We start from the raw sequence: 22,121 nt of genomic DNA on the forward strand, positions 1-22,121 counted from the left end.
AGTCATTAGTTATTAATTTCAAAATCAGGATATCAATTAGCTTTAAAAGTCTCAACAGTCTCTTTTAACTGCTGAGAAATATCTACTGCTTTTTGCAAAGATTGAGAAATTTGGCGGTAATTATCACGGTTAAATGTTGATATATTGGTAATATCCTTAACAGTTTGAATAACAATTTCTGATGTTTGTATTTGAGATGTAGTAGCACTTAAAATTGACTGCACTAAGGTATCTATTTGCCCTGATACATTAACAATTTGCTGTAAGCTTTCCTTGGCATTTTTGAGAATATGGCTACTTTCAACCACTTGATTAGTTCCTGTTGTCATCCCTTGTATTATTTCACCAGTTTCTCGTTGAATTTTAGCAATTATTTCCTCAGTTTCTTGGGTTGCAGTTGCAATTCTAGCGGCTAATTCTCCTACTTCCTCCGCTACTACAGCGAAACCTTGACCCTCTTCCCCGGCTCTTGCCGCTTCAATTCCGGCATTAATTGCTAATAAATTAGTTTGCATAGCAATTTGATTAATTACAGAAACTACACGAGAAATCTGTTGAGAAGATTCTCCTAAGCGTTTTACTTTTTTAACTATTTCCGAAACTGTTTCTTGGACTAAAAAAATGTTTTGCAATGTTAAATCCATTGCTGCTCCAGTTTCCGTAGCTGCATAGTTAGCATTGTTAATAATTGTGACAGCTTGCTGTGCTATATTAGCTATAGATTGAATAGCAATAGTCATATTATCAATTGTTTCTAAGCTACGGTTATTTTGTTCAGATTCTATAACTGCTTCTGTGGTTAATTTTTGAAGAAATACATTTATTTCATCAACAGCTTGTTGAATTTGGTTCACAATATGCTGAAGATTATTTGGCAAATCCTGCCGTTCTCCAGTGTCTTGATCATTGTTTAATCTACTATTTGCTTTTAACTTTTTTATCTCTATATTCTCCCGGACTAACCAACCTACAAATAATGTCATCATTAACCCAACTGCCGAGGTTGTAATAGCAATTAATAGTAAAAATTCCTTTTGTGGCTTAAAGGCGATCGCTGTATCTTTAGCAACAATTAACCACCAGTTTATATCTGGTGAATCTGATAATTTTCTCAATGGTACATAAGTAATTAGTTGCTGATTTTGCTGATTTTGGGAAACTTCTGTAAATGTCTGAATATCTTTAGCACCTAAAACCTTAGCTAAACTAGGATAAATATCCTGAGTATCTTCACCAAATAAATTTTGATTAGTTCCTATCAAAATTCTCCCTTTTTCATCTAAAAAATAATATTCCTGGCTATCACGATCATCTGTATGACTTTTGACTAATTTTTCTAAAAATTTTAAAGGTGTACGGGTTCTGACTATACCAATAGTATTACCCTTGACTCTATCTTTAATTGGTGCAGCTACATAAATCACCGCGCCTATATTTTTAACTATTTCTGGTTGACTAATAATAGGGGTATCTTGTTTAATTACCTCTTGGAAATAGATCAGTTTTTTTTCTGGACTTAGAGATTCTCCTCCTGATTTCATAATCACTTTTCCATTGAGATCAAATACAGCCACGCTATCATAAACCTTACCAGTTTTTCTCAAGCTATCTAAGGCTTCTTGTGTTTTTATATTAATTCTGCTGATATCAATTTTGTCTTTTTTGCTAGATTTTTCTGTTTTTGCGTTACTAGAATCACTTAATAATTTTATATTAGACAATCCCTGAATATCTTCATAGCGTTTTCCCATAAAACTATTAACCTCATCACTTAAGCTCATTGCCTTAGTTTCTTGGGATATAATAATTTGTTTAGTAATCAACTTGCTACCAAAAATATAAGCTATCGCCCCAATTCCCAATATCGGTAAAGTCCCAATAACTAAAGATAAAATGATGGCTTTTATACTCAATTTAAATTCGCGTAAATATTTCAATTTCAATCCATGATCCAAATTCGGCGCGTAACTAGAATTTTCTCCCTGACTATCAATAACTTTGGCTGGAGAAATTAAAGGTGCTTTATTTTGAGAATCACCGCTTTTTCTGATTTCATTTTTCTTCAACATACTATCCTCACACTAAATCCATAAAACAAAAACATTTAAACCCGATTTTCTAGGCATTAAGCATTAATTTTAGTCAACACAGAGAATAGCCGACTCTAAAATATGTACAGCATCCAATACTAATAATATTTCTTCTTGTTCCACTACACAACCACATAAATAAGGTACTAAACTAGATGCTACTTGTCCCACAGGAGAACGAATATCATCAGCAATAAACTTAGTTGTTCCTTGAATTTCTTGGACAACTAAACCTAGAATCATTGATTCTATTTGAATAACAATGATATTATATTGATGTAACTGATGATCAAGGTATTCTAAATTAAACATTTTCGGTAAATCAACTACCCAAATTATATGACTGCGCCAATTCATCAATCCTAATATACAAGCAGGCATATTGGGAATAGCTGTCACCGATGTCATGGGTACAATAATTGCCTCTTGGGTATGAGCAATGGATAAAATAGCACCAGTTTGTTGATTGAGTTGAAATTTAAGATAGCCATTTTCACTACTGTTATATATGGCTTGATGGTTAAAATCAAGTTGCAATTTTTTCATGGCTGGAGCGAGGATTATTAAAATTAATTTATTTTGGTTTTATAAGATAATTCCAAGTTGCAAAATCAATATTTTTTCAAATCACGTCTAAAAGGATGTTTCTCAAGTAGAAATTAATACAATTTTTAGCAATTAAAAACCGCTTCTACGCAGGTTAAAGATACTGATTTTTAATTATTCCATACAGGTAGATTTAGTTTGTGTACTAACGTTCGCTCTTGTCGTGGCAAAGCCTTATAGATTCGCCCAATACTTTTAAAACATCTTCTAAATACACTTGAATTTTAAATTACCCAGATTGTAGACTCAAACACTTGTGATCTGCTGATGGATATTTGAGCAAACTCTTGTGGGGTGAGAATCTTGCCTGCTTTAATTTGAAATAAATTTGAAATACAGTATATTGCAAGTGAATGAGGCAGAAGTTTGAATCACAAAGCCTTGCAGCTACATGGTTTGATTGCTGACCGCTAACTGCTGATAGCTGCTGTAAATCTGACAGAAAACTCAGTGAATTATTTTACCACTATTCCTGCCAAAAATTGCCAGAAAAATTAGCATCAAAAAATATAATAACTGTGTGATTACCAATTCCATAAATCGGAGCGGCGGGATTCGAACCCACGACCTCCACTACCCCAAAGTGGCGCGCTACCAAGCTGCGCTACGCCCCGTAACTATAAACCTAAAATTTTTAGACTTTTGGAGTGGGGATTATACCAAATTTGAGAGTCTAAAAACTAATTAAGTCACTCTAACGAGTCTATCATAAGGTTAAGGAAAATGGCAAGGGGTTTTTCAAAAAACTTTTAGCATTCCTATTGCTTGCAACAAACCAGACACGGCAGCAGCTTCCCATTTACCCTCTGTACCCCGTCCTGTATTCAGGATAAAGCGGAGATTGTAGGACTGGGGATAACCTTCCACCTCCATCCATAATAAATCACTTTCCGCCTCACAGGCAATTTTTTCTTCCTCCATTAATTCTATAGCTAGATGCTTCATAGTATCTGCAAGCTGATGCAAAAGGCGACAAAATTCATTTAATTCCGCTTCTGTTAATTCAATCGCCCAATCTTCTGTACCAACTAATCCTTTGAATTGTAGTGCATCTGGGTTCCAACCTAAGCGCCAACCCGTACCACTTTTGATAACTCGTTCCATAACTACATAAACTACATATTTTGAAACTACTACTATTGTTGATCAGTCTGTTGCAATCTGTTAATTAACCCAAATCTCAAATCTCAAATCCAAAATGCTATAATTTTGTAGCGATCGCGTTAGAATCTTGGCCAAACTATTTAATCGACGTTCCTATTCGCACACTTTGCGGTTAAGATAGTATATTCGTTCTATTAAAACTCCCGTCCCAGCAATTTTGAAAAATCCTATACTTTAGAGGCAAGAATGGCAGCTAATACCGAGACTTCTGGCAAGCAAAAAGCGTTAAATATCGTACTTGGACAAATTGAGCGTAGCTTCGGTAAAGGAGCAATCATGCGCCTGGGTGATGCTACCCGCATGAAGGTAGAAACAATATCTACCGGTGCGCTTACCCTAGATTTAGCCTTGGGAGGAGGTTTACCCAAAGGACGGATAATTGAGATTTACGGACCAGAAAGTTCTGGTAAAACTACCGTTGCTCTCCATGCTTTGGCAGAAGTCCAGAGAAATGGGGGTATTGCGGCATTTGTAGACGCTGAACACGCCCTAGATCCAACTTACGCAGCCGCATTGGGTGTAGATATTGAAAACTTGCTTGTTTCCCAACCAGACACCGGCGAATCAGCATTAGAAATAGTTGATCAACTTGTGCGTTCTGCAGCTGTTGATATTGTCATTATTGACTCCGTAGCTGCCCTAGTCCCCCGCGCTGAAATTGAAGGGGATATGGGTGATATTCACGTGGGTTTACAAGCTCGCTTAATGAGCCAAGCCTTACGTAAGATAACGGGTAATATTGGTAAATCTGGATGCACAGTTATTTTCATTAACCAGTTGCGGCAAAAAATCGGTGTCACCTATGGTAGTCCAGAAACCACAACGGGTGGTAATGCGCTGAAATTTTACGCTTCTGTACGCTTGGATATTCGCAGAATTCAAACCTTAAAAAAAGGTACGGATGAATTTGGCAACCGCGTGAAAGTGAAAGTAGCTAAAAATAAAGTTGCACCACCTTTCAGAATTGCCGAATTTGATATTATCTTTGGTAAAGGGATTTCTACCCTGGGTTGTTTAGTAGATATAGCCGAAGAAACTGGAGTTCTTTTGCGTAAAGGTGCTTGGTATAGCTACAATGGTGAAAACATTTCCCAAGGTAGAGATAACGCCATTAAATACTTAGAAGAAAAACCAGACTTTGTGGCCAAAGTTAAAGAACAAGTTCTGGAAAAACTAGATAAAGGTGCAGTAGTTTCTGCTAATTCTGTCACCCAACCCCATGACATTGAAGAGGAAGAAGAAATTGACTTAGAAGAATAGACAAAAAATAGAGATGTTACTACTAACATCTCTAAAGTAAAAATCTTCTCAAACTCTTGTTATGCGCGTCTGTAGCGCCTCTACGTCAAAAAAATTCTTTACTTTATCAAAGCCCAATTTTTAATCACACTCACTAATTCACTAGGATGATGAATTAAAAAATCTGGGTTTTGTTTACCTAGTGCTTCAGAAGAATTAAACCCCCAACTGACCGCAATTACCTTGATATTCGCCTTCTTAGCAGATTCCACATCTCTAGTTTCATCTCCTACATAAATCACTGACTCTGGTTTAAACTGTTTTTGACGCAAGACATTATTAATAATTGTGGTTTTGCCAAAAATAGTTACTCCTGAATAAATAAAATCAAACAAGTGATCCAACTTATGACACTTGAGAAATTCATGCACATTGTCTTGAGAGTTAGAAGTAATAATTCCCAAGTGATAACCTTGCTCATGAAGTTCTACTAATGCGGCTTTAATTCCATTAATAAGTTGCAATTCGTGGATTTTATGCTTTAATTCTCCTTTTACTTTTTTGACAAGAAAAGGGATTTTGAATAGTGAAACACCGGAATATTTGATAATCTCTCTGGCTGGTAAGTTTCTGAGTAGTGCTAATTCTTGGGAATTGATCGGAATATATCCAAATTCCCCGGCTAAACGATTGGCAATAGTTACAAGAGCATCTACTGTATCAGCAATCGTCCCATCAAAATCAAAAATTATTACTTTCTGGGTCATTATTATGCTTGGATACGTCAAGATTAGCGCGAGCATTACGTCGTAGCATTTCTGGTTTAATGCGCCGCAAGGCTGATGCTGTGAATCTTTTATCCCACTCCTCATCTGATATTTGTGCCAATTCTACCAGCTTGGGGTGCAAATTTTGAGGATAAGGATGAAAATCAGTTACATCAGTCACTTGAGCAAACCGTTGATTCCAAGGACAAACATCTTGACAAATATCGCAACCTGCTACCCATCCTTGTAAATGAGGTTTAATGTCTGCTGGTAGCTCTTGATCCCGATTCTCTATGGTGTGATAGGCAATGCAGCGATTAGCGTCTACCACAAAGGGTTCAGTAATTGCACCTGTGGGACAAGCTTGTAAACAACGAGTACAAGTCCCACAATGTTGCGTACTCGGTTGATCCTTTTCTAACTCTAGATTAGTTAATACTTCTCCTAAAAACACCCAAGAACCATATTTCCTGGTAATAACATTACCATTTTTAGCAATCCAACCAATCCCAGCTTTTTCAGCCCAAAGTTTATCTTGGATTGGTCCTGTATCTGCATAATAACGCGCTTTTATATCCGTACCCAGAGATTCTAGCCAACTAGCCAATTCCTTCAGCTTTTTGTGCATGACTCTATGATAATCCCGACCCCAGCCATAGCGAGAAATTTTTCCGTATTCATCCTCCTGGGGACGTGCATCGGGTGTATAATAATTCAATGCTACAGATACAAGCGTTATCACTTCCGGCATAACTAAACTAATATTCTCACGCCGGGGATTTTTCATCCATTCCATATCAGCGTGATAACCCATTTTTAGCCAATCTCTCAATTTTTGTATTTCTGTCGCTTCTAAATCAGCCACAGCAGCAATTCCCACCTCATGAAATCCCAACTCTTTGGCCTTTGCTTTCACCACTATGCTGTTAATTGATGTACATTCATTCATTTTTCTTATGGGAAATTTAGCAAAGACAAAAGGGATGATCAGTATATTATCAGGCCAGGCTATGATCCCCTAGTTTACTATTCCTGATTACACATATATGTAAATTTTATTTGCAATTTGTTAAGAAATAATGCAATATGGGATGGAAGAGGTCAAGCAACCCAGAGTGATGAACCTCCTGACTTAATTCATAGACCTTGGAGAAATTATGACATTCACTTCTGATTCAGCTTCAACCAGATTTTCTGGAACTTTTAACTATCAAACCACCGACGCTATCCCTGCGACTATTGCTGTATTTAAATCCCTGAGCGTAGATGACCAATTAGCAGTGCTATGGTATGCCTATACAGAAATGGGTCGCTCTATTACACCAGCAGCCACAGGTGCAGCGCGTTTGCAATTAGCAGAAGGTCTTTTAAATCAAATTAAACAAATGTCTCACCCAGAGCAGTTAGAAGTCATGCGCGACTTGGCTGCTCAAAAAAATAGTTCCATTTCTCGCGCCTATGGTATTCTCAGCGTCAACACTAAGTTGGCCTTCTGGTACGAATTATCAGAATTAATGGTGAAAGGCTTTGTTATTCCCGTACCAGCCGGTTATCAACTGTCCCGCGACGGTTCACGAGTTTTAGAAACCTTAAAAGAATTAGATTTTGGTCAACAAATTACTGTTTTGCGGAAAGTAGTCTCAGATATGGGTGTAGACCCCTTAGCTGATTAGATTTTGGATTTTAGATTTTGGATTTTAGATTTTGGATTTTAGATTTTGGATTTTAGATTTTGGATTTTAGATTTTAAATTCCCCTCAAAGGATTTAACAATTTCTATATCCTCATAGCCTCAATATTTGACCATTTTAGAAGTTACGCAACTGTCACAATAATATCCATAAATAGTCAGTTGCGTAATATCACTTTTTTTAGCATAAACCCATTTTTTTAATCTTGTATTTCTTTATTCCCGTCCTTCTAGCCTTTGCGGTTTATTTCTAATCCAAAATAATACAGGTAAATATATATATGACCGTTGCTAAATTCTCACCACCAGGAGAAATTCAGATTTCAGGAGTCACAGAAACAACAATTTTAAATTACTTTACTACTTTAAATGCCGGGGAATTTACACAAACCGCTGCGTTATTTGCGGAGGATGGTCTTATTTACCCACCATTTGAATGTGCTATTATCGGACAAGATGCGATCGCTACTTATCTTGACAAAGAAGCGCAAGATATCAAAGCCTACCCGCAACAGGGAATGAGTGAGAATTTACCAGATCATTATACTCAAATTCAGGTGACTGGTAAAGCGGAAACTTCCTGGTGTGGTGTAAATGTCCTGTGGTTATTCATTCTCAACCAAAATAAACAAATCACTGAAGCTAAAATCAAGCTTTTAGCCTCACCCCAAGATTTGCTGTGCTTACGGCCACCCGATAAAGAATATACAGTTGATCCCGTTTAGCCTTTAGCAGCAGTAGCTTGAGCTAAAGAACGGAATAGCAATTTTCTACCTAGTTCGATATCAGACGGTGAACACTGCCAATCTGGATGTGCTGTCATTAACAAGCTATCCAAAGTTTCCTGATCAAAAAGATGCCATACAGCAGCATCATTAATTTTTGATTCTAGACCATAACAGTTAGGAGAAATACAGTGAATTATAGAAACACTGGAAATTCTCGCCAAACCCATAATTTCGCCAGGTTGGAGAGAGCGAAATTGACGTATAACTTGTTTAAATTCAGTTATAGAAGATACTAAGAGTCCGGGGATAGACACTGTTGCTTTTTTATCTCCATTCACCGCAATCCAGTAATGACGACTAGGATCAATTCCTTCTAACCAAGGTGATTCATCATCTAGACGATAGCGGGGTGATAGGCAAAATAAAGCTTCCATAGTTGAAATTCTATTAAATTAGGGATTTTTATGTTTAGTAACCAAATAATCGGGATCATCTGCAAGCAGCCCTATATTTACAGTATTTAATAAGTTATACTGATATGTCAAATAAATTTAGCAAAAGTTATTAATTAACTTAATATTTCTTAATCATTAATTTAATCATCAACATTTATCTGCGAGCTACGCGCACTAGTAGAAATAAACCCGTTCCTAATCCAAATAAATTGGGTAGCCATGCACCGATTACAGGAGAAAGAATACCAGCCTGTGCTAAAGCTCCAGAAACAGATAATAGTAGGTAATAACTGAAAATGACAATGACACTAATACCAAAACTTGTTCCTCGTCCAGTACGTTGAGGTATACTACCCATAACTGAGCCAACTAAACCAAAAATCACACAAACAAAGGGAAAAGCGATTTTTTGTTGAATTCGCACTTGTAATTTGCGAATTTTTTGATCATTACCTCCCAAACGTTCGATTTCTAATTGTTCTAAAGCTTGAGAAATATTCATTTCCCCATAATCCCGGTTATTTTCTGCTAAAGTTAAAGGTGTGCGAGGTAGTTGTAATTGCTGATGTTCAAATCGTAAAATATTTCGATAGGATCGATCAGTTGCCACTAAATAAATAGTCCCATTATAAAAATCCCAAACTTGTTTTTTACCGTTCCATTTAGCTGATTCAGAAACGACAATTTGATTAACTTCCCCGCGAGAACGGTCTATAATTGTTAAACCCTTCATTTGTTTACCATCAAACTGATCAGCATAAAATAAGCGAGAAAGTATTTTATTTTTGCTCCCATTTGGTTCATTAATTTCTCGATATTCAGGATAATAAATATTTTGTTGTTTAAAAGAAGGTTGATCTGATTTCAGTGCTGCTTCTAGAGTAACAGTAGCTCGATAATTTGCGGCTGGAGCAATTTGTTCATTAAATATATAAGTCATGATCGTAACTGCAAAACTTAACACTACAGCAGTTAAAACCATCCGATAAACACTAACACCACAGCCACGTAATGCAATTAATTCACTTTCGCTGGAAAGACGACTATAAGTCATTAAAGTAGCTAACAAAGTCGACATGGGAAAAGAATAAACCATGACATAAGGTAGCTTTAATAAGAAAACTTCTAAAGCGATGTTAAGTGGTAAACCAGATTCTACAACTTTTCTTAATAATTCAAATAAACTATCAATTGCTAAAACTACAGAAGTAAATGCACCGACACCAAATAAAAATGGTGGCAGTAATTGGAGCGCCAAATAGCGATCCATGATAGAAAAGGAAAATAGGGAGATGAAATGAGAGAATGGTTTAAATTGTTTAGATGTCATGATTATGTTTCGCGCAAAGGAGCAAAGGCGCAAAGTTTAAAATTTTGATAGCTGGGGTGGTGTAGCCATATTTGGCAATTTTATATTTTAATTTATATTATTTCCTGCTCTCCCAAAGTACAGATTTATCTATGGTTAATTGATTATTCCTGTATTTGAGGGAGTATAGAAATACTATAGAAACGGTTATAAATTAATTTAAACAATTTAAACAATTTAAACAGAGAAATTATCACCTAAATAGTATTGTCGCACCAAAGGATTATTATAGAGTTCATCCGCATGACCAAAGGCGAGAATTTGTCCCTCGCGCATGATATAAGCACGGTTTGTAATGGACAGGGTTTCACGGACATTATGATCTGTGATTAATACACCCATACCACGTTCGCGTAATTGACCGACAATTTCCTGAATTTCAGACACAGCAATGGGGTCAACTCCCGCAAAGGGTTCATCTAAAAAGAGGAATTTAGGTCCATCTTTACCCGCAGCCAAAGCTCTAGCTAATTCTGTGCGTCGTCGTTCACCTCCAGAAAGTTGAATACCTTTACTATCGGCCACTTTTTCTAAGCGAAACTCCCGCAATAAAATATGTAATCTTTTTCCCCATTCTCTTCTAGGAACTTGAGTTTGTTCAAATACTAGGAGAATATTTTCTTGCACTGAAAGATGACGAAATACACTTGGTTCTTGAGCTAAATAGCCAATACCTAATCTAGCCCTTTTGTGCATGGGAAGATCAGTAATATCAAAATTATCTAACCACACTTTACCATGATTAGGTTTTTCTAAACCTGTAGCAATATAAAATGTTGTTGTTTTTCCAGCACCATTGGGACCGAGTAAACCGACAACTTCTCCTTGGTTAACAGCAAGGCTAACATGATTAACAATTAATCGTTTACCGTAGGATTTGTAGATATTCTCTAAAACAATTTTCACGCTTCAGCTTTTCCCTGATAGTAAATGCTAATTAGAACGCTTTAGGGATGGGGTTTTTGGGGCTGGTTTAGTAGTTTGTCTAGTTGGGGAGTCCTCTATCATGTAGATTGATTCTACCTGACGATTAGACTGGGGTAAGGCGATAAATTTACCTTCGTCAATTAGATAAGTGACTTTTTCCGCACGAATACTATTAGTACCTTGTTGTAGGATATACACATTACCACTGAAATCAATCCGTCTTTCCTTGCTAAAGTATTGTGCTTGAGCGGAAGTAGCTTGAATTTGACGAGCCGGATACAGCATTTGCACATTACCACGGGCAGTAATTACTTGGGTTTTCGCGTCATATTCCTGGACATCAGAGCGGATAGTCAAAGGACGATTGCCCCCAGGTTGGGCTATAGCAGGTTGGATTTGGGTAGACAATGCCACCGTACCCACAAAGGAAATTGGCAGCAATAAAGCCAACCCTAAGCGGCTTATCTGTGATTTTAGCAATTGATAAGAAGGTATCATAAAAGTCAAGGAATAGGGAATAGGGAATCAAATATGAGTTCTATAGCAAAAACGGACGGTGGTTTTAAATTTTAGTTTCGCTTTGAAAATGTCTGATCAAAACTGGCAAGAATTTGTTAGTTAATTGTTACTAAGTTATTGATTTTTACATATCTATGTACTTGCAATAAATTATTAAATCATACTTATACAAGTCATGATTTAGACATTAATTGACCGCGACTGGCATATTACTTAAGTGCGTCAAGTGCCAAAAATTTGTTAATTATTACCATTACCGAATTATTGAAGACGCACCCTACAGGAGATGATTAAAGGATTAAATCATGCAAATCATCCAAATCATAGTTTAGACACTAATCATGACTCAGAGAAATGCTGGGTAAAAGCCAAATTTGATTTTCTACCAATTCAGTATTTGCCAATGTTTCTAAACTTTCCTGTTGTAGTATTGTTAATAAATCTACACTTTGGGTAAATAACTCTTCCACATTAATACCGCCGTAGCTAGGTAGATAACGCCTAAGACGATTACTACCTTCTCCTAAAAGAATCATTGCCCCTCGTCGGTTACAATTACCCAGATGATAGAGTCCTACAGCGATTTGGAGAATACCTTGATAAAAAGTTTTATCTGGTTCGAGACTATCGATCCAGATTGCTTCTAGAATGTCATGACAGGCATAGAACTCTCCCGCATTGAACTGTTCTATACCATGCCAAAACTCGTCAGGCATGGTTTCATTCATCCCATACTATCCCGAACTTCTTTAATAGTTGCCATGGATATTTCTTGTTTATCACCGACAAAATCATTATCAGGGGTGAGGAACAGCATACAGTGACATTCTTTACGTTCACGCATGGGTACGCAGGGACAGTTCCAAAAAGCGGCGTTAACTTCGGCCTCTTTATCCTCATAATGGCGACAGGGACATAAAGGCGCTCCCAGGTCGTCTTTGTGTTTGGCCAGCCCTTCTATCACAACTGCGGTAACGGAAGGTTCAGAACAGAAGAATGTTCCCGTCCGTTTAGCGTATTGTTCGGAAAAATGCCGCATTGCCTCTAGGCTTTTATCGCTAGATTTTAAATTCACTTCTGGTGTAGTCATTGCTGATAAATTTTAATGTTTCTTTGCATTGTACATCACGGTCAGTGAGAGAAATCACTTTCAAACAAACTCAGAGCTTTTTGTAATTGAGGTTGTAGTTCTTGTTCGTTTTAGATAAAAATAGGGGGATATCCTTGATTAATGACCCTTTCTGCCAATGAATCTGGGTTTTGCTAGAGTAACCAACGACTAACAAAGGTTAAAGTTGATTTTTTCGGCAATAAATTTGTTCATTAATGATTGCTATATGTGAAAATTATCTGTTGATAAAGCCCTGGTGACTAGAAGTCGCAGCTATACAAACAAAGTCAGCCTACCCGGACTAAAAAAATTCAGCTGCAACCCACATAAGTGGACTTGGCTTGTGTAGATACGGTTAAATGCCCACCTAACTAAACCCCTACAACCAACAACTGATAACATGATTTATCCCGTTATTTGGCGTAATAATTCAGTATCACTGATTGATCAAACTCGCTTACCTAATGAATATATAGTGGTGGAAATTCACCGCAGTCAAGATATGGCCCAAGCTATTACCACTATGATTGTTAGAGGTGCGCCAGCAATTGGAGTGGCTGCTGCTTATGGAATGTACTTAGGGGCAAGAGAAATTGAAACTAGCGATCGCCAGGAGTTTTTAGCTAAACTAGAGAAAGTAGCCGATTTATTGCGTTCTACCCGCCCCACTGCGGTAAATTTATTTTGGGCAATTGGTAGAATGATGCAAACGGCTTATGAGACTTTGGGAACAGTTACAGAAATTCAGCAAACTCTTTTAGAAACAGCTAAAAACATTAATGCCGAAGACTTACAAACTTGTCAAGCTATAGGTGATCATGGTTTAGGCGCATTACCACAAACCCCGGAAAAACTAATTATCCTCACCCATTGTAATGCAGGTGCTTTAGCCACGGCTGGATATGGTACAGCTTTAGGTGTAGTCCGTTCCGCTTGGAAACAAGGACGTTTAGCCAGAGTATTTGCAGACGAAACTCGTCCGCGCTTACAAGGTGCAAAACTCACCGCTTGGGAATGTGTACAAGAAGGAATTCCAGTCACAGTAATTACCGATAATATGGCCGCCCACTGCATGAAACAAGGTTTAATAGATGCTGTAGTTGTAGGCGCTGATAGAATAGCTGCTAATGGTGACACTGCTAATAAAATCGGGACTTACAGTTTAGCTATTGTTGCCAAATCCCATCATATCCCTTTCTTTGTCGCTGCACCTTTATCCACCATAGATTTTCAAATAGCTAATGGTAGTCAAATTCCCATTGAAGAACGTCACCCAGGGGAAATTTATCAAATAGGTGAAACTATTCTCACCCCTCCAGGAGTAGAATTTTATAACCCGGCTTTTGATGTCACACCTGCGGATCTAATTACAGCCATTATTACAGAAAATGGTGCTTTTTCTCCAAGTGATTTATTAACGGCTAAAGAAAAATAAATACTTGCTTTTTTCTCTTTCCCATACTCTGTATGGGAATGAATTATATAATTATTAAACGCAGATAAACGCAGATAAACGCGGACGAATAAATACAGATAAATACAGATTAATTTTTTTTAATTTTTGATTCCTATCCATTGGGTAACAGGGGACATTGCTTTCCAACCCAAAAATCTTGACCCAATAGGTTCAGCGCGTTGAATTGCAATCCGGGTAAAATTCCCTCCCACTTTTTCATACCATTGATATAAAATCACTTCACCCTCTAATGTCACAACATTAACAACCATTCTCCCCCCAGAAAGTAAAGCATTCCAGCAATTTTCTAGTATTTCTGGTTCTGTCACACCACCACCAATAAAAATCGCGTTGGGTGGAGGTAAATTTTCTATAACTTCCGTACTTTTACCCGCAATAATTTGTAAATTCGGTGTTCCCAAAGCAGCCGCATTATCAGCAATATAATTTATTCTAGAGGCATTTTGTTCAATAGCGATCGCTCGACATCTCCTGTCGCTTCGCAGCCATTCTATAGAAATAGAACCACAACCAGCCCCCACATCCCACAGTAACTCCCCAGGGTGAGGTGCTAAACTCGATAAAGTCACCGCCCGGACTTCTCTTTTTGTCAATTGTCCATCATGATGAAAAGCACTATCAGGTAAACCGGGAAATCTCGATAAACCAACTATTCCCTTATCAGCAGTACATTCCACAGCAATAGTATTTAAAGGGGCGATATTTTTTCCTTGCCAATTAGTAGCGATATCTGTTATAATATCCTCATTAATATTACCCATTTTTTCTAAAACGGTAATTTGACTATTACCGTAACCGCGACTTATTAAAATTTCCGCCACATTAGCCGGGGTATGTTTTCCCTCACTCAAAATTAATAATTTTGCACCAGGATAAATGTAAGATTGGACTAGAGAAACCGGACGACCACATAAACTTAAAGTTTCCACCTCCGTTAAAGACCATCCTAGTCGAGAACAAGCTAGACTAAAAGCCGAAGGTGCAGGAATAATTGTAACTTCCGAAATATTAATATCTTTAAGAATATTTGTACCCACACCATAGCATAAAGGATCGCCACTAGCTAAAATACAAACTGCTTGGCCACGACGACTAATAATTTCTGTTATGGAAGTTTGAAAAGGTGATTTCCAGGGAATTTTTTCCCGGTGGTCGTCGGGGGGTAACATGGAAAGATGACGTTCCCCTCCAAAGATAATTTTAGCTTTGTCTAAGCAAGAAACAGCTAGGGGACTTAACCCTGCTAAACCATCTTCACCGATACCGATAATTGATAACCATTTTTGCATAATTTGTGAGGTTGTTTGTTTTGTTGGAATATCGCTTTTATTACCTTACCGTTACAGGCTATGAACTTGAAAATAGAGATTGAACAAGAGGAAGACGGACGCTTTATTGCAGAGGTGATTGATTTTCCCGCTGTGTTAACCTATGTAAACAATATAGGAAGCGGTGGCTATAAGGTTCAGGCTTTGACTTTGCGTGTTTTGTCTGATAAAGTGGCACATTATGAAGTCAAATCTGATTTGTATTGAATTAGTCTATAATTATTAAGCAAATTAATACACAAAGGAATTTAGATGCTGCGTATATTCCAAAATGCCAAAAGCGTAATATCAGTCTGTCTAGCGACATTGATTGTTGTAGTAAGCACTTTAACTATTTTTCCATCTACAGCTAGTGCGGATAATAATTTCATGCAGAGTAATTTGGGAAATAATGGAGATGTGGTAATTTTCAAATGTACCTCGGACTGCGGTAATATCTTTTCATTTGCAGCCGGAATGTTTTCCGGTAGCGCAGTAACGGTTATTGCTCTTACGGATACAACAAGTTTAGTTGCTACTTGGGCTGCTATTGGACAAACAGCTGTAACAGCTTTAGCTCCATTAGCGGCCGCTGCTACAACTGTTGTATCAGCACCAGTTCTAGTTCCTGTAGCAGCAACACTAGCAGTAGGAGCAGTAGGTGGATACGTTGCATCTCAGGTAGTAAGCAATTTAAGCGATAGCCACAGTCAAAATTTAAATTAGTAGTTTCTGATTTGCTGTATTTGACAATATTGGAAATCACCAATTTTTTAAGTCATCTGATTATTTCATAGAAGACTTGTAAACATAAAATTAATAAGCCTTCGGTTAATTTATCGAGGGTTTTTTGCTGTTAATATACATCTTTCATTTTCCCACCAAACCGCCTGAGAATGAATTCTCAGTCTCATAGCAAAAGTCTGTTAAAACAGACTTAATAAATATCAATCTTCATTCAGCTTTAGCTTAATTTTGCTATTAGCCAAGAAATTTATTTTTTGCTTTTAAAATCCAGTCAATTAAATTAGTGTTATAATTATTCTATCTATTTATAAGGAGAAATTATGAACATTGATACATCTTTAGATCAAATCATTCTTGATCAGATTAATATCATTCAACAACAAACCAACCAAGATATCAAACAAATTATTCAAACCGCAATTGATCTTTATTATCAAAAAATTAAACAGCCAGAAAATGATCCTCTTGCTTTACTTAAACAAAGTGACTTTATTGCGTGTGGAGAAGGTGATCCAGATTTGTCTAGCACTTACAAAACTCAATTAAAAACCATCTTAGAAGAATCTTTATGATTATAGCAGATACAGGATTTTGGTTAGCATTAGCAATAGGGAAAAAATCAAGACTTAATATTAAAGATTTTTGATTAAATTATCATTAGTGTATCCTTATTTATTGAAATTATGCCTACTGAAACTATTACACTACAAATACCCGAAACTATCTATCAACAGTTAGTTAATACCGCCACTGCTATGGTTCGGGCTACAATAATTAGCTTACCTATGAATAAACCCGTTACCCCTTTATTATAGTTGTTCGTAAACCTTTGTTAATGAGTGGTTGGTATCCTCTTCATGACTAAAAAAATTAACGATAGCATAAAATACTATTTTGTGGTACAATGCTAAAACTTAGGGTTGGGAAACTTCGGTGTAATTCCGGGACTGTGCCGCAGCTGTAAAGCAATTTTGGATTTGACTAAAAATCTCAAATCTAAAGTTGGGTAAGTCAGAATGCCAATTCTAGGGTATCTACTCAATTTCTGTCTCTGCGTCACACAGAGAAGGAGTCACGATTTTGCAATTTCCATTGACTGCTTGTCCAGGGTTATTTTACAATACATTAGCCCAAGATGGTTTTCTCTGTCGTCTGAGAATACCAGGGGGAATGATTAATTCTCAACAATTTGAGGCCATAGCGGATATTTCTGATCATTATGGTGGGGGCTATATTGATATTACTAACCGCGCTAATATCCAAATTAGAGAAATTAAACAAGGGATAAATATTCAAGTTCTGGAAAAATTACAAGCGCTAGGTTTAGCTTCTACTAATGCTAGTGTAGACCATATCCGCAATATTATGACTAGTCCTACAGCGGGTATTGATACTCAAGAACTAATAGATACTCGTCCCTTAGTTAAAGCTTGGGAAAAATATATTACAGCACATTCTCATCTCTCCCAATTATCGGCGAAATTTAGTGTGTGTTTTGATGGTGGAGGCAAAATTTCCCTAAAAGACCGCCCTAATGATATCATCTTAGCAGCAGAATTAATTAACAGCAATATCCATTGGCGATTATATCTCAGTTATGGAGAAAAAGGAGAACCAGCCAAAGACACGGGAATTTTACTTAAACCAGTAGAGACAATAGCAGTTTTAGCAGCATTAGCAGAAACTTACCTCAAACACATAGACATTAACAACCGTTGTAAACCACGTTTACGAGAAATTATCAATCACATCACCATCGAAAAATATCTGCACCAAGTCAAAGAAGAATTAGAGCCAAACACATTTAATTTTGAATTTAATCTTGAAAAACCTTCTCTTTGCGCCTCTGCGTCTCTGCGAGAGAAAAATCTTATAGGCATTCATAGCCAGAAACAAAGCGGGTTATATTACATTGGTATTGTTTTACCTTTAGGAAGACTAGAAACCTATCAAATTCGAGGTTTAGCTAATCTTGCCAAAAGATACGGTGATGATAATATCAGGTTAACACCTTGGCAAAACCTAATATTAAGCGACATTCCCCAAAATCAAATCATAGAAGTTGAGAAAGAAATTACCAACTTGGATTTAAACTATTCACCAACGGACATCAAAAGTTTTTTAGTAGCTTGTTCTGGGAAACGAGGTTGTGCTGCTGCGGCCACAGAAACGAAAGATGATGCTTTAGACTTGGCAAAATACCTAGAAAATCTTATGATTTTAGATTGTTCGGTTAATATCCATTTTAGTGGGTGCAGTAAATCTTGCGCTCAACATACCCAAGCTGATATTACCTTACTTGGTGTTGCCGGCGGAAATTTTCCCGGTTATCAAATTTATGTTCTTGGTCATTTGCTCTATGAATATGTGACTTTAGCTAAAGTTCCAATGATCATTCAGCAAATATTGGCAGTGTATCAGCAACAACGTCTAAGTTTACAGGAATCCTTCAGCCAGTTTATTGACCGTCAAAAACACCAATTAAACCAATTATTTAGCAAATCCAGTCCAAATTCAACAGTTACAATTTTAAAATACCATGTTTGATTACATCCGTGACGCTAACGAAATATACGCTAAATCCTTTGAAATTATTCGCTCAGAATCCAATCTCCATGTGTTACCAGATGATGTAGCTAAAATTGCTGTTCGTCTGATTCATGCCTGTGGAATGACGGATATTGTCAAAGACTTAGGATATTCTTCTACAGCGGTAGAAGCTGGGAGAAAAGCCTTGATTGACGGCGCACCGATTTTGTGCGATTCTCACATGGTAGCCGAAGGGATAACAAGAAAAAGACTACCCAAAAATAATAGGGTGATCTGTACCCTAAATGATCCAGAAGTACCACAACTGGCTAAAAGATTAAAAAATACAAGATCAGCATCTGCCCTAGAATTATGGCGCTTTCATATAGAAGGGGCAATAGTGGTGATTGGAAATGCACCTACAGCACTATTTAGGCTATTGGAAATGCTAGACGAGGGAGTTCCTAAACCGGCGTTAATATTGGGTTTTCCCGTCGGTTTTGTGGGTGCGGTTGAGTCAAAAGCCGCATTGTCCGCAGATAGCCGCAATGTACCATTCTTAACTTTACATGGAAGACGGGGCGGAAGTGCGATCGCTGCGGCTGCTGTTAACGCTTTAGCAAGTGAGGAAGAGTAATGACTAATCCTGGAGGTCGTCTTTATGGAATTGGTGTCGGACCTGGAGACCCAGAACTCATTACCTTAAAAGCCTTACGTATCCTCCGTTCCGTTCCCGTTGTTGCTTATCAGTCAGCGGTAGATAAAGAAAGTATCGCCAGAAAGATTGTTTCCCCCTACCTGGATAATCATCAAATTGAGGTATTATTTCATCTTCCTCGCGCCTTAGAACCAGAAAATGCCAAATCTATCTACGACCGAGAAGTTCAACCCATTGCTGACCATTTAGCCGCTGGTCGAGACGTGGTGGTTCTCTGTGAAGGAGACCCGTTTTTTTACGGTTCATTTATGTATTTATTTACTCGATTAGCTGATAAATACAAAACAGAAGTTGTTCCTGGAGTTTCCTCACTTATGGCTTGTCCTGTGGCTTTAGGTTTGCCATTTACTTATTATAATGATGTTCTTACCGTTTTACCTGCGCCATTACCAATAGAAATACTAACTAGCCAACTTCTAACCACTGACGCGGCGGCCATTATGAAACTTGGTCGTCATTTCTCTAAAATTAGGAATCTTCTCCATGAATTGGGACTAGCTTCACGGGCTAGATATATTGAACGCGCTACAAGTACGCAACAACGTATATTACCTTTAGATGCGGTTAACCCCTTGGAAGTACCCTATTTTTCCATGATTATCATCCCTACCAAAAATAAATTGTAGGAAATTGGGAATTGATAACTCTTGATATTCATCTGCGGTTAATTACCCATTTCTATCCCGTTTAAATTCTCAATAGCTTAGTTTCGTCAAATACATGAATACAAGAGTAGTCCCAGCGGTTGTAGTTTTAAGTCAAAATAGCGTTATTGTGGGGCGGAAAATTACTAATATCTTTGCAACCGCGAAATTATACGGTTTAGCTAGTCGTACTCATGATATTGATATTAGTTTTACCAACTTTGGCGAAACTGTGCGGGAATTGTTTGCTGCTGGTACGCCAATAATTGGTGTTTGTGCGGCTGGGATTCTCATTAGAACAATTTCACCCATTTTAAATGATAAGGGACAAGAACCACCTCTTTTAGCTGTCGCAGAAGATGGAAGTGCTGTAGTACCGCTTTTAGGTGGACTGAGTGGTGTAAATGATTTAGCCCGTCAAATTGGAGAAGTGCTGAATATTAAACCAGCAATTACCACCACGGGGGATATCCGGTTTCATACCGCTTTGTTGTCTCCCCCCTGGGGATATCATTTAGCTAACCCAGAACAGGGGAAAAAATTTATTGCTGACCTATTGTCCGGGAAAAAAGTCAAGTTACTCGGAACAGCACCTTGGTTGAGGGAGAGTAATTTACCTATTGATGAAAACGGCGAGTTAAAGATTAAAATTACCGAATATTTGGGTAATTATGACTGTAATTGTTTAGTTTATCATCCTGCGACCATAGCGATCGCTCTCACCAACCCAGAACCAGATACAATTACTCAAATTCAGCAAATACTCACAAAATCTAACTTAGCATCTGTTGCTGTCGCTGGCATATTTGCACCTCTTCACTTGGCCAATAATTCCCAACTCCATGCTGTAGCTAAGGCTTTAAACGTTCCTGTCCGGTTTTTTCGGGAAAACCAACTCTCCTCCGCTTCAGCCCTAGCCTTAGCCGCCACAGGTACAGACGGTCGAATTATATCATCTTCATGTTCTTCTATTGCTGTCGCCATTTCCAGCCAAATTATCAACCCCACCACAACAGGACAAGCCCAGGGGAAATTAGCCATTATTGGTACTGGTCCTGGTGGATTTCAATGGATGTCACCACAAGTAAGGGAAATTTTGCATTCAGCTACGGATTTAGTAGGTTATAAAACTTATATTAATTTAATTGCATCCTTGGCTGTCGGCAAGCGCGTCCATGAATCAGATAATCGAGTAGAAGCAGAAAGGGCTTATCAGGCGCTAGACTTAGCCGCAGCGGGAAAATATGTAGCGGTTGTCTCTTCTGGCGACCCCGGTATTTACGCAATGGCTGCGGCGGTTTTTGAGGTTTTAGACCAATATAATAAACCAGAATGGCGCACAATTGATATTCAGGTCGCCCCTGGTATTTCCGCTATGCAAGCCGCCTCCGCCCGTATTGGTGCGCCTTTGGGACATGACTTTTGCGTAATTTCCCTATCTGATATTTTAAAGCCTTGGGAAATTATCGCCGAAAGAATCACCACTGCGGCGGTAAGTGATTTTGTGATTGCTTTCTATAACCCTGTATCAAAAAAACGCAATTGGCAACTAGCAGCCGCGAAAAAAATTTTATTAGCATACAGAAAACCTCATACACCAGTAGTGTTAGGAAGAAATCTAGGGAGAAAGGGAGAAGAGGTTAAAGTTATTACCCTAGAAGAGTTAGAACCAACATTAGCAGATATGGGAACTGTAATTATTATTGGTTCTTCCCATACTCAACAAATTCAACAAGATAATAATGTTTGGGTTTATACTTCACGTCGCTATAACTTTGAGGAATAATGTTTTTTTATTTTTTTTATATAGCAGGGAATAGTCCAGGTTTATCTGCGGTGAACTTCCCTATTTCTCTACTTGACAGCAGAAGAGAAATACTATAATTTTCAAGATATAATTCACTTAATTATGTCTAGTTTATACAGCAGTTTCCGAAGTTATGAGGTACAGTTAGTAATAATAAAGATAATACTGTCATGAAAGCATATTCAGTGGATCTCCGAGAAAAAATAGTTGCAGCCCATATTGAGGAA

The 22,121-nt window shown here is 37.6% G+C and carries 24 protein-coding genes, 1 tRNA gene and 1 riboswitch; of the genes, 12 read left to right on the forward strand and 13 right to left on the reverse strand.

Annotated features, from left to right (window positions below; all coding sequences use genetic code 11):
- Positions 1 to 32 precede the first annotated feature (32 nt).
- From H6F62_RS16985 to H6F62_RS17000, 4 genes are all read right to left on the reverse strand, one after another.
- On the reverse strand, positions 33 to 2,069 hold the full coding sequence (locus H6F62_RS16985; protein WP_137907826.1) for a methyl-accepting chemotaxis protein: 2,037 nt from the start codon (positions 2,067 to 2,069) through the stop codon (positions 33 to 35).
- 69 nt (positions 2,070 to 2,138) lie between these two features.
- Positions 2,139 to 2,636: a chemotaxis protein CheW gene (locus tag H6F62_RS16990; protein ID WP_137907825.1), complete on the reverse strand. Its 498-nt coding sequence runs from the start codon at positions 2,634 to 2,636 to the stop codon at positions 2,139 to 2,141.
- Between the two features lie 600 nt (positions 2,637 to 3,236).
- A tRNA-Pro gene (locus tag H6F62_RS16995) sits at positions 3,237 to 3,310 on the reverse strand.
- A 124-nt stretch (positions 3,311 to 3,434) separates the two neighbouring features.
- Complete coding sequence (locus H6F62_RS17000; RefSeq protein WP_137907824.1) at positions 3,435 to 3,800, reverse strand: DUF1818 family protein; 366 nt, start codon at positions 3,798 to 3,800, stop codon at positions 3,435 to 3,437.
- A 246-nt stretch (positions 3,801 to 4,046) separates the two neighbouring features.
- Between H6F62_RS17000 and recA the strand changes: the two genes are divergently transcribed.
- Positions 4,047 to 5,120, forward strand: a complete 1,074-nt coding sequence (gene recA / locus H6F62_RS17005; RefSeq protein ID WP_028090272.1) for a recombinase RecA — start codon at positions 4,047 to 4,049, stop codon at positions 5,118 to 5,120.
- Between the two features lie 98 nt (positions 5,121 to 5,218).
- On the opposite strand, the gene H6F62_RS17010 is transcribed toward recA, so the two are convergent.
- Both H6F62_RS17010 and queG read right to left on the reverse strand, forming a co-directional pair.
- Positions 5,219 to 5,866 (reverse strand): HAD-IA family hydrolase, encoded by a 648-nt coding sequence (locus H6F62_RS17010; protein ID WP_190372544.1) that lies wholly within the window; start codon positions 5,864 to 5,866, stop codon positions 5,219 to 5,221.
- Positions 5,841 to 6,815: a tRNA epoxyqueuosine(34) reductase QueG gene (gene queG / locus H6F62_RS17015; RefSeq protein WP_190372545.1), complete on the reverse strand. Its 975-nt coding sequence runs from the start codon at positions 6,813 to 6,815 to the stop codon at positions 5,841 to 5,843. The genes H6F62_RS17010 and queG overlap by 26 nt, the downstream gene beginning before the upstream one ends.
- Positions 6,816 to 7,023: 208 nt before the next feature.
- On the opposite strand from queG, the gene H6F62_RS17020 reads away from it, so the two are divergent.
- Entirely contained in the window at positions 7,024 to 7,539 is a 516-nt protein-coding gene (locus H6F62_RS17020; protein WP_028090269.1) for an orange carotenoid protein N-terminal domain-containing protein, read from the forward strand.
- Between the two features lie 298 nt (positions 7,540 to 7,837).
- Positions 7,838 to 8,281, forward strand: coding sequence for a nuclear transport factor 2 family protein (locus H6F62_RS17025; protein WP_190372546.1), 444 nt, complete (start codon positions 7,838 to 7,840; stop codon positions 8,279 to 8,281).
- Here the strand turns inward: H6F62_RS17025 and H6F62_RS17030 are convergent.
- The 6 genes from H6F62_RS17030 to H6F62_RS17055 form a co-directional block, all read right to left on the reverse strand.
- The gene (locus tag H6F62_RS17030) at positions 8,278 to 8,718 is read right to left on the reverse strand and encodes a hypothetical protein (RefSeq protein WP_190372547.1); all 441 of its coding nucleotides are present in this window, start codon (positions 8,716 to 8,718) and stop codon (positions 8,278 to 8,280) included. The two genes, H6F62_RS17025 and H6F62_RS17030, sit on opposite strands and share 4 nt — an antisense overlap.
- A gap of 175 nt (positions 8,719 to 8,893) precedes the next feature.
- The gene (locus H6F62_RS17035) at positions 8,894 to 10,009 is read right to left on the reverse strand and encodes an LptF/LptG family permease (RefSeq protein ID WP_137907858.1); all 1,116 of its coding nucleotides are present in this window, start codon (positions 10,007 to 10,009) and stop codon (positions 8,894 to 8,896) included.
- A gap of 276 nt (positions 10,010 to 10,285) precedes the next feature.
- Complete coding sequence (gene lptB / locus H6F62_RS17040) at positions 10,286 to 11,014, reverse strand: LPS export ABC transporter ATP-binding protein (protein ID WP_137907818.1); 729 nt, start codon at positions 11,012 to 11,014, stop codon at positions 10,286 to 10,288.
- Between the two features lie 27 nt (positions 11,015 to 11,041).
- Entirely contained in the window at positions 11,042 to 11,533 is a 492-nt protein-coding gene (locus H6F62_RS17045; RefSeq protein WP_137907817.1) for an LptA/OstA family protein, read from the reverse strand.
- A gap of 356 nt (positions 11,534 to 11,889) precedes the next feature.
- Positions 11,890 to 12,282 (reverse strand): DUF309 domain-containing protein, encoded by a 393-nt coding sequence (locus tag H6F62_RS17050; RefSeq protein WP_137907816.1) that lies wholly within the window; start codon positions 12,280 to 12,282, stop codon positions 11,890 to 11,892.
- The gene (locus tag H6F62_RS17055) at positions 12,279 to 12,644 is read right to left on the reverse strand and encodes a ferredoxin thioredoxin reductase catalytic beta subunit (RefSeq protein WP_137907815.1); all 366 of its coding nucleotides are present in this window, start codon (positions 12,642 to 12,644) and stop codon (positions 12,279 to 12,281) included. Before H6F62_RS17055 ends, H6F62_RS17050 begins: the two co-directional genes overlap by 4 nt.
- A gap of 421 nt (positions 12,645 to 13,065) precedes the next feature.
- Between H6F62_RS17055 and mtnA the strand changes: the two genes are divergently transcribed.
- On the forward strand, positions 13,066 to 14,100 hold the full coding sequence (gene mtnA / locus H6F62_RS17060; RefSeq protein ID WP_190372548.1) for an S-methyl-5-thioribose-1-phosphate isomerase: 1,035 nt from the start codon (positions 13,066 to 13,068) through the stop codon (positions 14,098 to 14,100).
- A 119-nt stretch (positions 14,101 to 14,219) separates the two neighbouring features.
- On the opposite strand, the gene cbiE is transcribed toward mtnA, so the two are convergent.
- Positions 14,220 to 15,431, reverse strand: coding sequence for a precorrin-6y C5,15-methyltransferase (decarboxylating) subunit CbiE (cbiE, locus tag H6F62_RS17065; protein ID WP_137907813.1), 1,212 nt, complete (start codon positions 15,429 to 15,431; stop codon positions 14,220 to 14,222).
- Positions 15,432 to 15,491: 60 nt separating this feature from the next.
- Here cbiE and H6F62_RS17070 point away from each other — a divergent pair, with 60 nt between their 5' ends.
- The 8 genes from H6F62_RS17070 to cobJ all read left to right on the forward strand — a co-directional run bounded on the left by H6F62_RS17070 (position 15,492) and on the right by cobJ (position 21,873).
- Positions 15,492 to 15,677, forward strand: coding sequence for a type II toxin-antitoxin system HicB family antitoxin (locus H6F62_RS17070; protein WP_137907812.1), 186 nt, complete (start codon positions 15,492 to 15,494; stop codon positions 15,675 to 15,677).
- A gap of 45 nt (positions 15,678 to 15,722) precedes the next feature.
- On the forward strand, positions 15,723 to 16,175 hold the full coding sequence (locus tag H6F62_RS17075) for a hypothetical protein (RefSeq protein ID WP_190372549.1): 453 nt from the start codon (positions 15,723 to 15,725) through the stop codon (positions 16,173 to 16,175).
- A 341-nt stretch (positions 16,176 to 16,516) separates the two neighbouring features.
- Positions 16,517 to 16,768: a CopG family transcriptional regulator gene (locus H6F62_RS17080; protein ID WP_137907810.1), complete on the forward strand. Its 252-nt coding sequence runs from the start codon at positions 16,517 to 16,519 to the stop codon at positions 16,766 to 16,768.
- A gap of 111 nt (positions 16,769 to 16,879) precedes the next feature.
- The gene (locus tag H6F62_RS21270; protein ID WP_255501579.1) at positions 16,880 to 17,011 is read left to right on the forward strand and encodes a hypothetical protein; all 132 of its coding nucleotides are present in this window, start codon (positions 16,880 to 16,882) and stop codon (positions 17,009 to 17,011) included.
- Between the two features lie 65 nt (positions 17,012 to 17,076).
- A riboswitch (cobalamin riboswitch) is annotated at positions 17,077 to 17,235 on the forward strand.
- Positions 17,236 to 17,276: 41 nt separating this feature from the next.
- Positions 17,277 to 18,743, forward strand: a complete 1,467-nt coding sequence (cobG, locus tag H6F62_RS17085) for a precorrin-3B synthase (RefSeq protein ID WP_190372550.1) — start codon at positions 17,277 to 17,279, stop codon at positions 18,741 to 18,743.
- Positions 18,736 to 19,362 (forward strand): precorrin-8X methylmutase, encoded by a 627-nt coding sequence (locus tag H6F62_RS17090; protein WP_137907808.1) that lies wholly within the window; start codon positions 18,736 to 18,738, stop codon positions 19,360 to 19,362. The genes cobG and H6F62_RS17090 overlap by 8 nt, the downstream gene beginning before the upstream one ends.
- A complete protein-coding gene (locus H6F62_RS17095; protein ID WP_137907807.1) occupies positions 19,362 to 20,069 on the forward strand; it encodes a precorrin-2 C(20)-methyltransferase in 708 nt (235 codons plus the stop codon). The genes H6F62_RS17090 and H6F62_RS17095 overlap by 1 nt, the downstream gene beginning before the upstream one ends.
- Before the next feature lie 94 nt (positions 20,070 to 20,163).
- Positions 20,164 to 21,873 (forward strand): precorrin-3B C(17)-methyltransferase, encoded by a 1,710-nt coding sequence (gene cobJ / locus H6F62_RS17100; RefSeq protein ID WP_190372551.1) that lies wholly within the window; start codon positions 20,164 to 20,166, stop codon positions 21,871 to 21,873.
- The last annotated feature ends 248 nt before the right edge of the window (positions 21,874 to 22,121 follow it).

This window comes from Anabaena sp. FACHB-1391, from assembly GCF_014696755.1.
Classification (GTDB): Bacteria; Cyanobacteriota; Cyanobacteriia; order Cyanobacteriales; family Nostocaceae; genus Dolichospermum; species Dolichospermum planctonicum.

What these genes read in the sequence shown, in the direction of transcription:
- H6F62_RS16985 (WP_137907826.1), bottom strand. Translation starts at nt 2,069, where the DNA reads ATGTTGAAGAAAAATGAAATCAGAAAAAGCGGTGATTCTCAAAATAAA.
- H6F62_RS16990 (WP_137907825.1), bottom strand. Translation starts at nt 2,636, where the DNA reads ATGAAAAAATTGCAACTTGATTTTAACCATCAAGCCATATATAACAGT.
- H6F62_RS17000 (WP_137907824.1), bottom strand. Translation starts at nt 3,800, where the DNA reads ATGGAACGAGTTATCAAAAGTGGTACGGGTTGGCGCTTAGGTTGGAAC.
- recA (WP_028090272.1), top strand. Translation starts at nt 4,047, where the DNA reads ATGGCAGCTAATACCGAGACTTCTGGCAAGCAAAAAGCGTTAAATATC.
- H6F62_RS17010 (WP_190372544.1), bottom strand. Translation starts at nt 5,866, where the DNA reads ATGACCCAGAAAGTAATAATTTTTGATTTTGATGGGACGATTGCTGAT.
- queG (WP_190372545.1), bottom strand. Translation starts at nt 6,815, where the DNA reads ATGAATGAATGTACATCAATTAACAGCATAGTGGTGAAAGCAAAGGCC.
- H6F62_RS17020 (WP_028090269.1), top strand. Translation starts at nt 7,024, where the DNA reads ATGACATTCACTTCTGATTCAGCTTCAACCAGATTTTCTGGAACTTTT.
- H6F62_RS17025 (WP_190372546.1), top strand. Translation starts at nt 7,838, where the DNA reads ATGACCGTTGCTAAATTCTCACCACCAGGAGAAATTCAGATTTCAGGA.
- H6F62_RS17030 (WP_190372547.1), bottom strand. Translation starts at nt 8,718, where the DNA reads ATGGAAGCTTTATTTTGCCTATCACCCCGCTATCGTCTAGATGATGAA.
- H6F62_RS17035 (WP_137907858.1), bottom strand. Translation starts at nt 10,009, where the DNA reads ATGGATCGCTATTTGGCGCTCCAATTACTGCCACCATTTTTATTTGGT.
- H6F62_RS17045 (WP_137907817.1), bottom strand. Translation starts at nt 11,533, where the DNA reads ATGATACCTTCTTATCAATTGCTAAAATCACAGATAAGCCGCTTAGGG.
- H6F62_RS17050 (WP_137907816.1), bottom strand. Translation starts at nt 12,282, where the DNA reads ATGAATGAAACCATGCCTGACGAGTTTTGGCATGGTATAGAACAGTTC.
- H6F62_RS17055 (WP_137907815.1), bottom strand. Translation starts at nt 12,644, where the DNA reads ATGACTACACCAGAAGTGAATTTAAAATCTAGCGATAAAAGCCTAGAG.
- mtnA (WP_190372548.1), top strand. Translation starts at nt 13,066, where the DNA reads ATGATTTATCCCGTTATTTGGCGTAATAATTCAGTATCACTGATTGAT.
- cbiE (WP_137907813.1), bottom strand. Translation starts at nt 15,431, where the DNA reads ATGCAAAAATGGTTATCAATTATCGGTATCGGTGAAGATGGTTTAGCA.
- H6F62_RS17070 (WP_137907812.1), top strand. Translation starts at nt 15,492, where the DNA reads ATGAACTTGAAAATAGAGATTGAACAAGAGGAAGACGGACGCTTTATT.
- H6F62_RS17075 (WP_190372549.1), top strand. Translation starts at nt 15,723, where the DNA reads ATGCTGCGTATATTCCAAAATGCCAAAAGCGTAATATCAGTCTGTCTA.
- H6F62_RS17080 (WP_137907810.1), top strand. Translation starts at nt 16,517, where the DNA reads ATGAACATTGATACATCTTTAGATCAAATCATTCTTGATCAGATTAAT.
- H6F62_RS21270 (WP_255501579.1), top strand. Translation starts at nt 16,880, where the DNA reads ATGCCTACTGAAACTATTACACTACAAATACCCGAAACTATCTATCAA.
- H6F62_RS17090 (WP_137907808.1), top strand. Translation starts at nt 18,736, where the DNA reads ATGTTTGATTACATCCGTGACGCTAACGAAATATACGCTAAATCCTTT.
- H6F62_RS17095 (WP_137907807.1), top strand. Translation starts at nt 19,362, where the DNA reads ATGACTAATCCTGGAGGTCGTCTTTATGGAATTGGTGTCGGACCTGGA.
- cobJ (WP_190372551.1), top strand. Translation starts at nt 20,164, where the DNA reads ATGAATACAAGAGTAGTCCCAGCGGTTGTAGTTTTAAGTCAAAATAGC.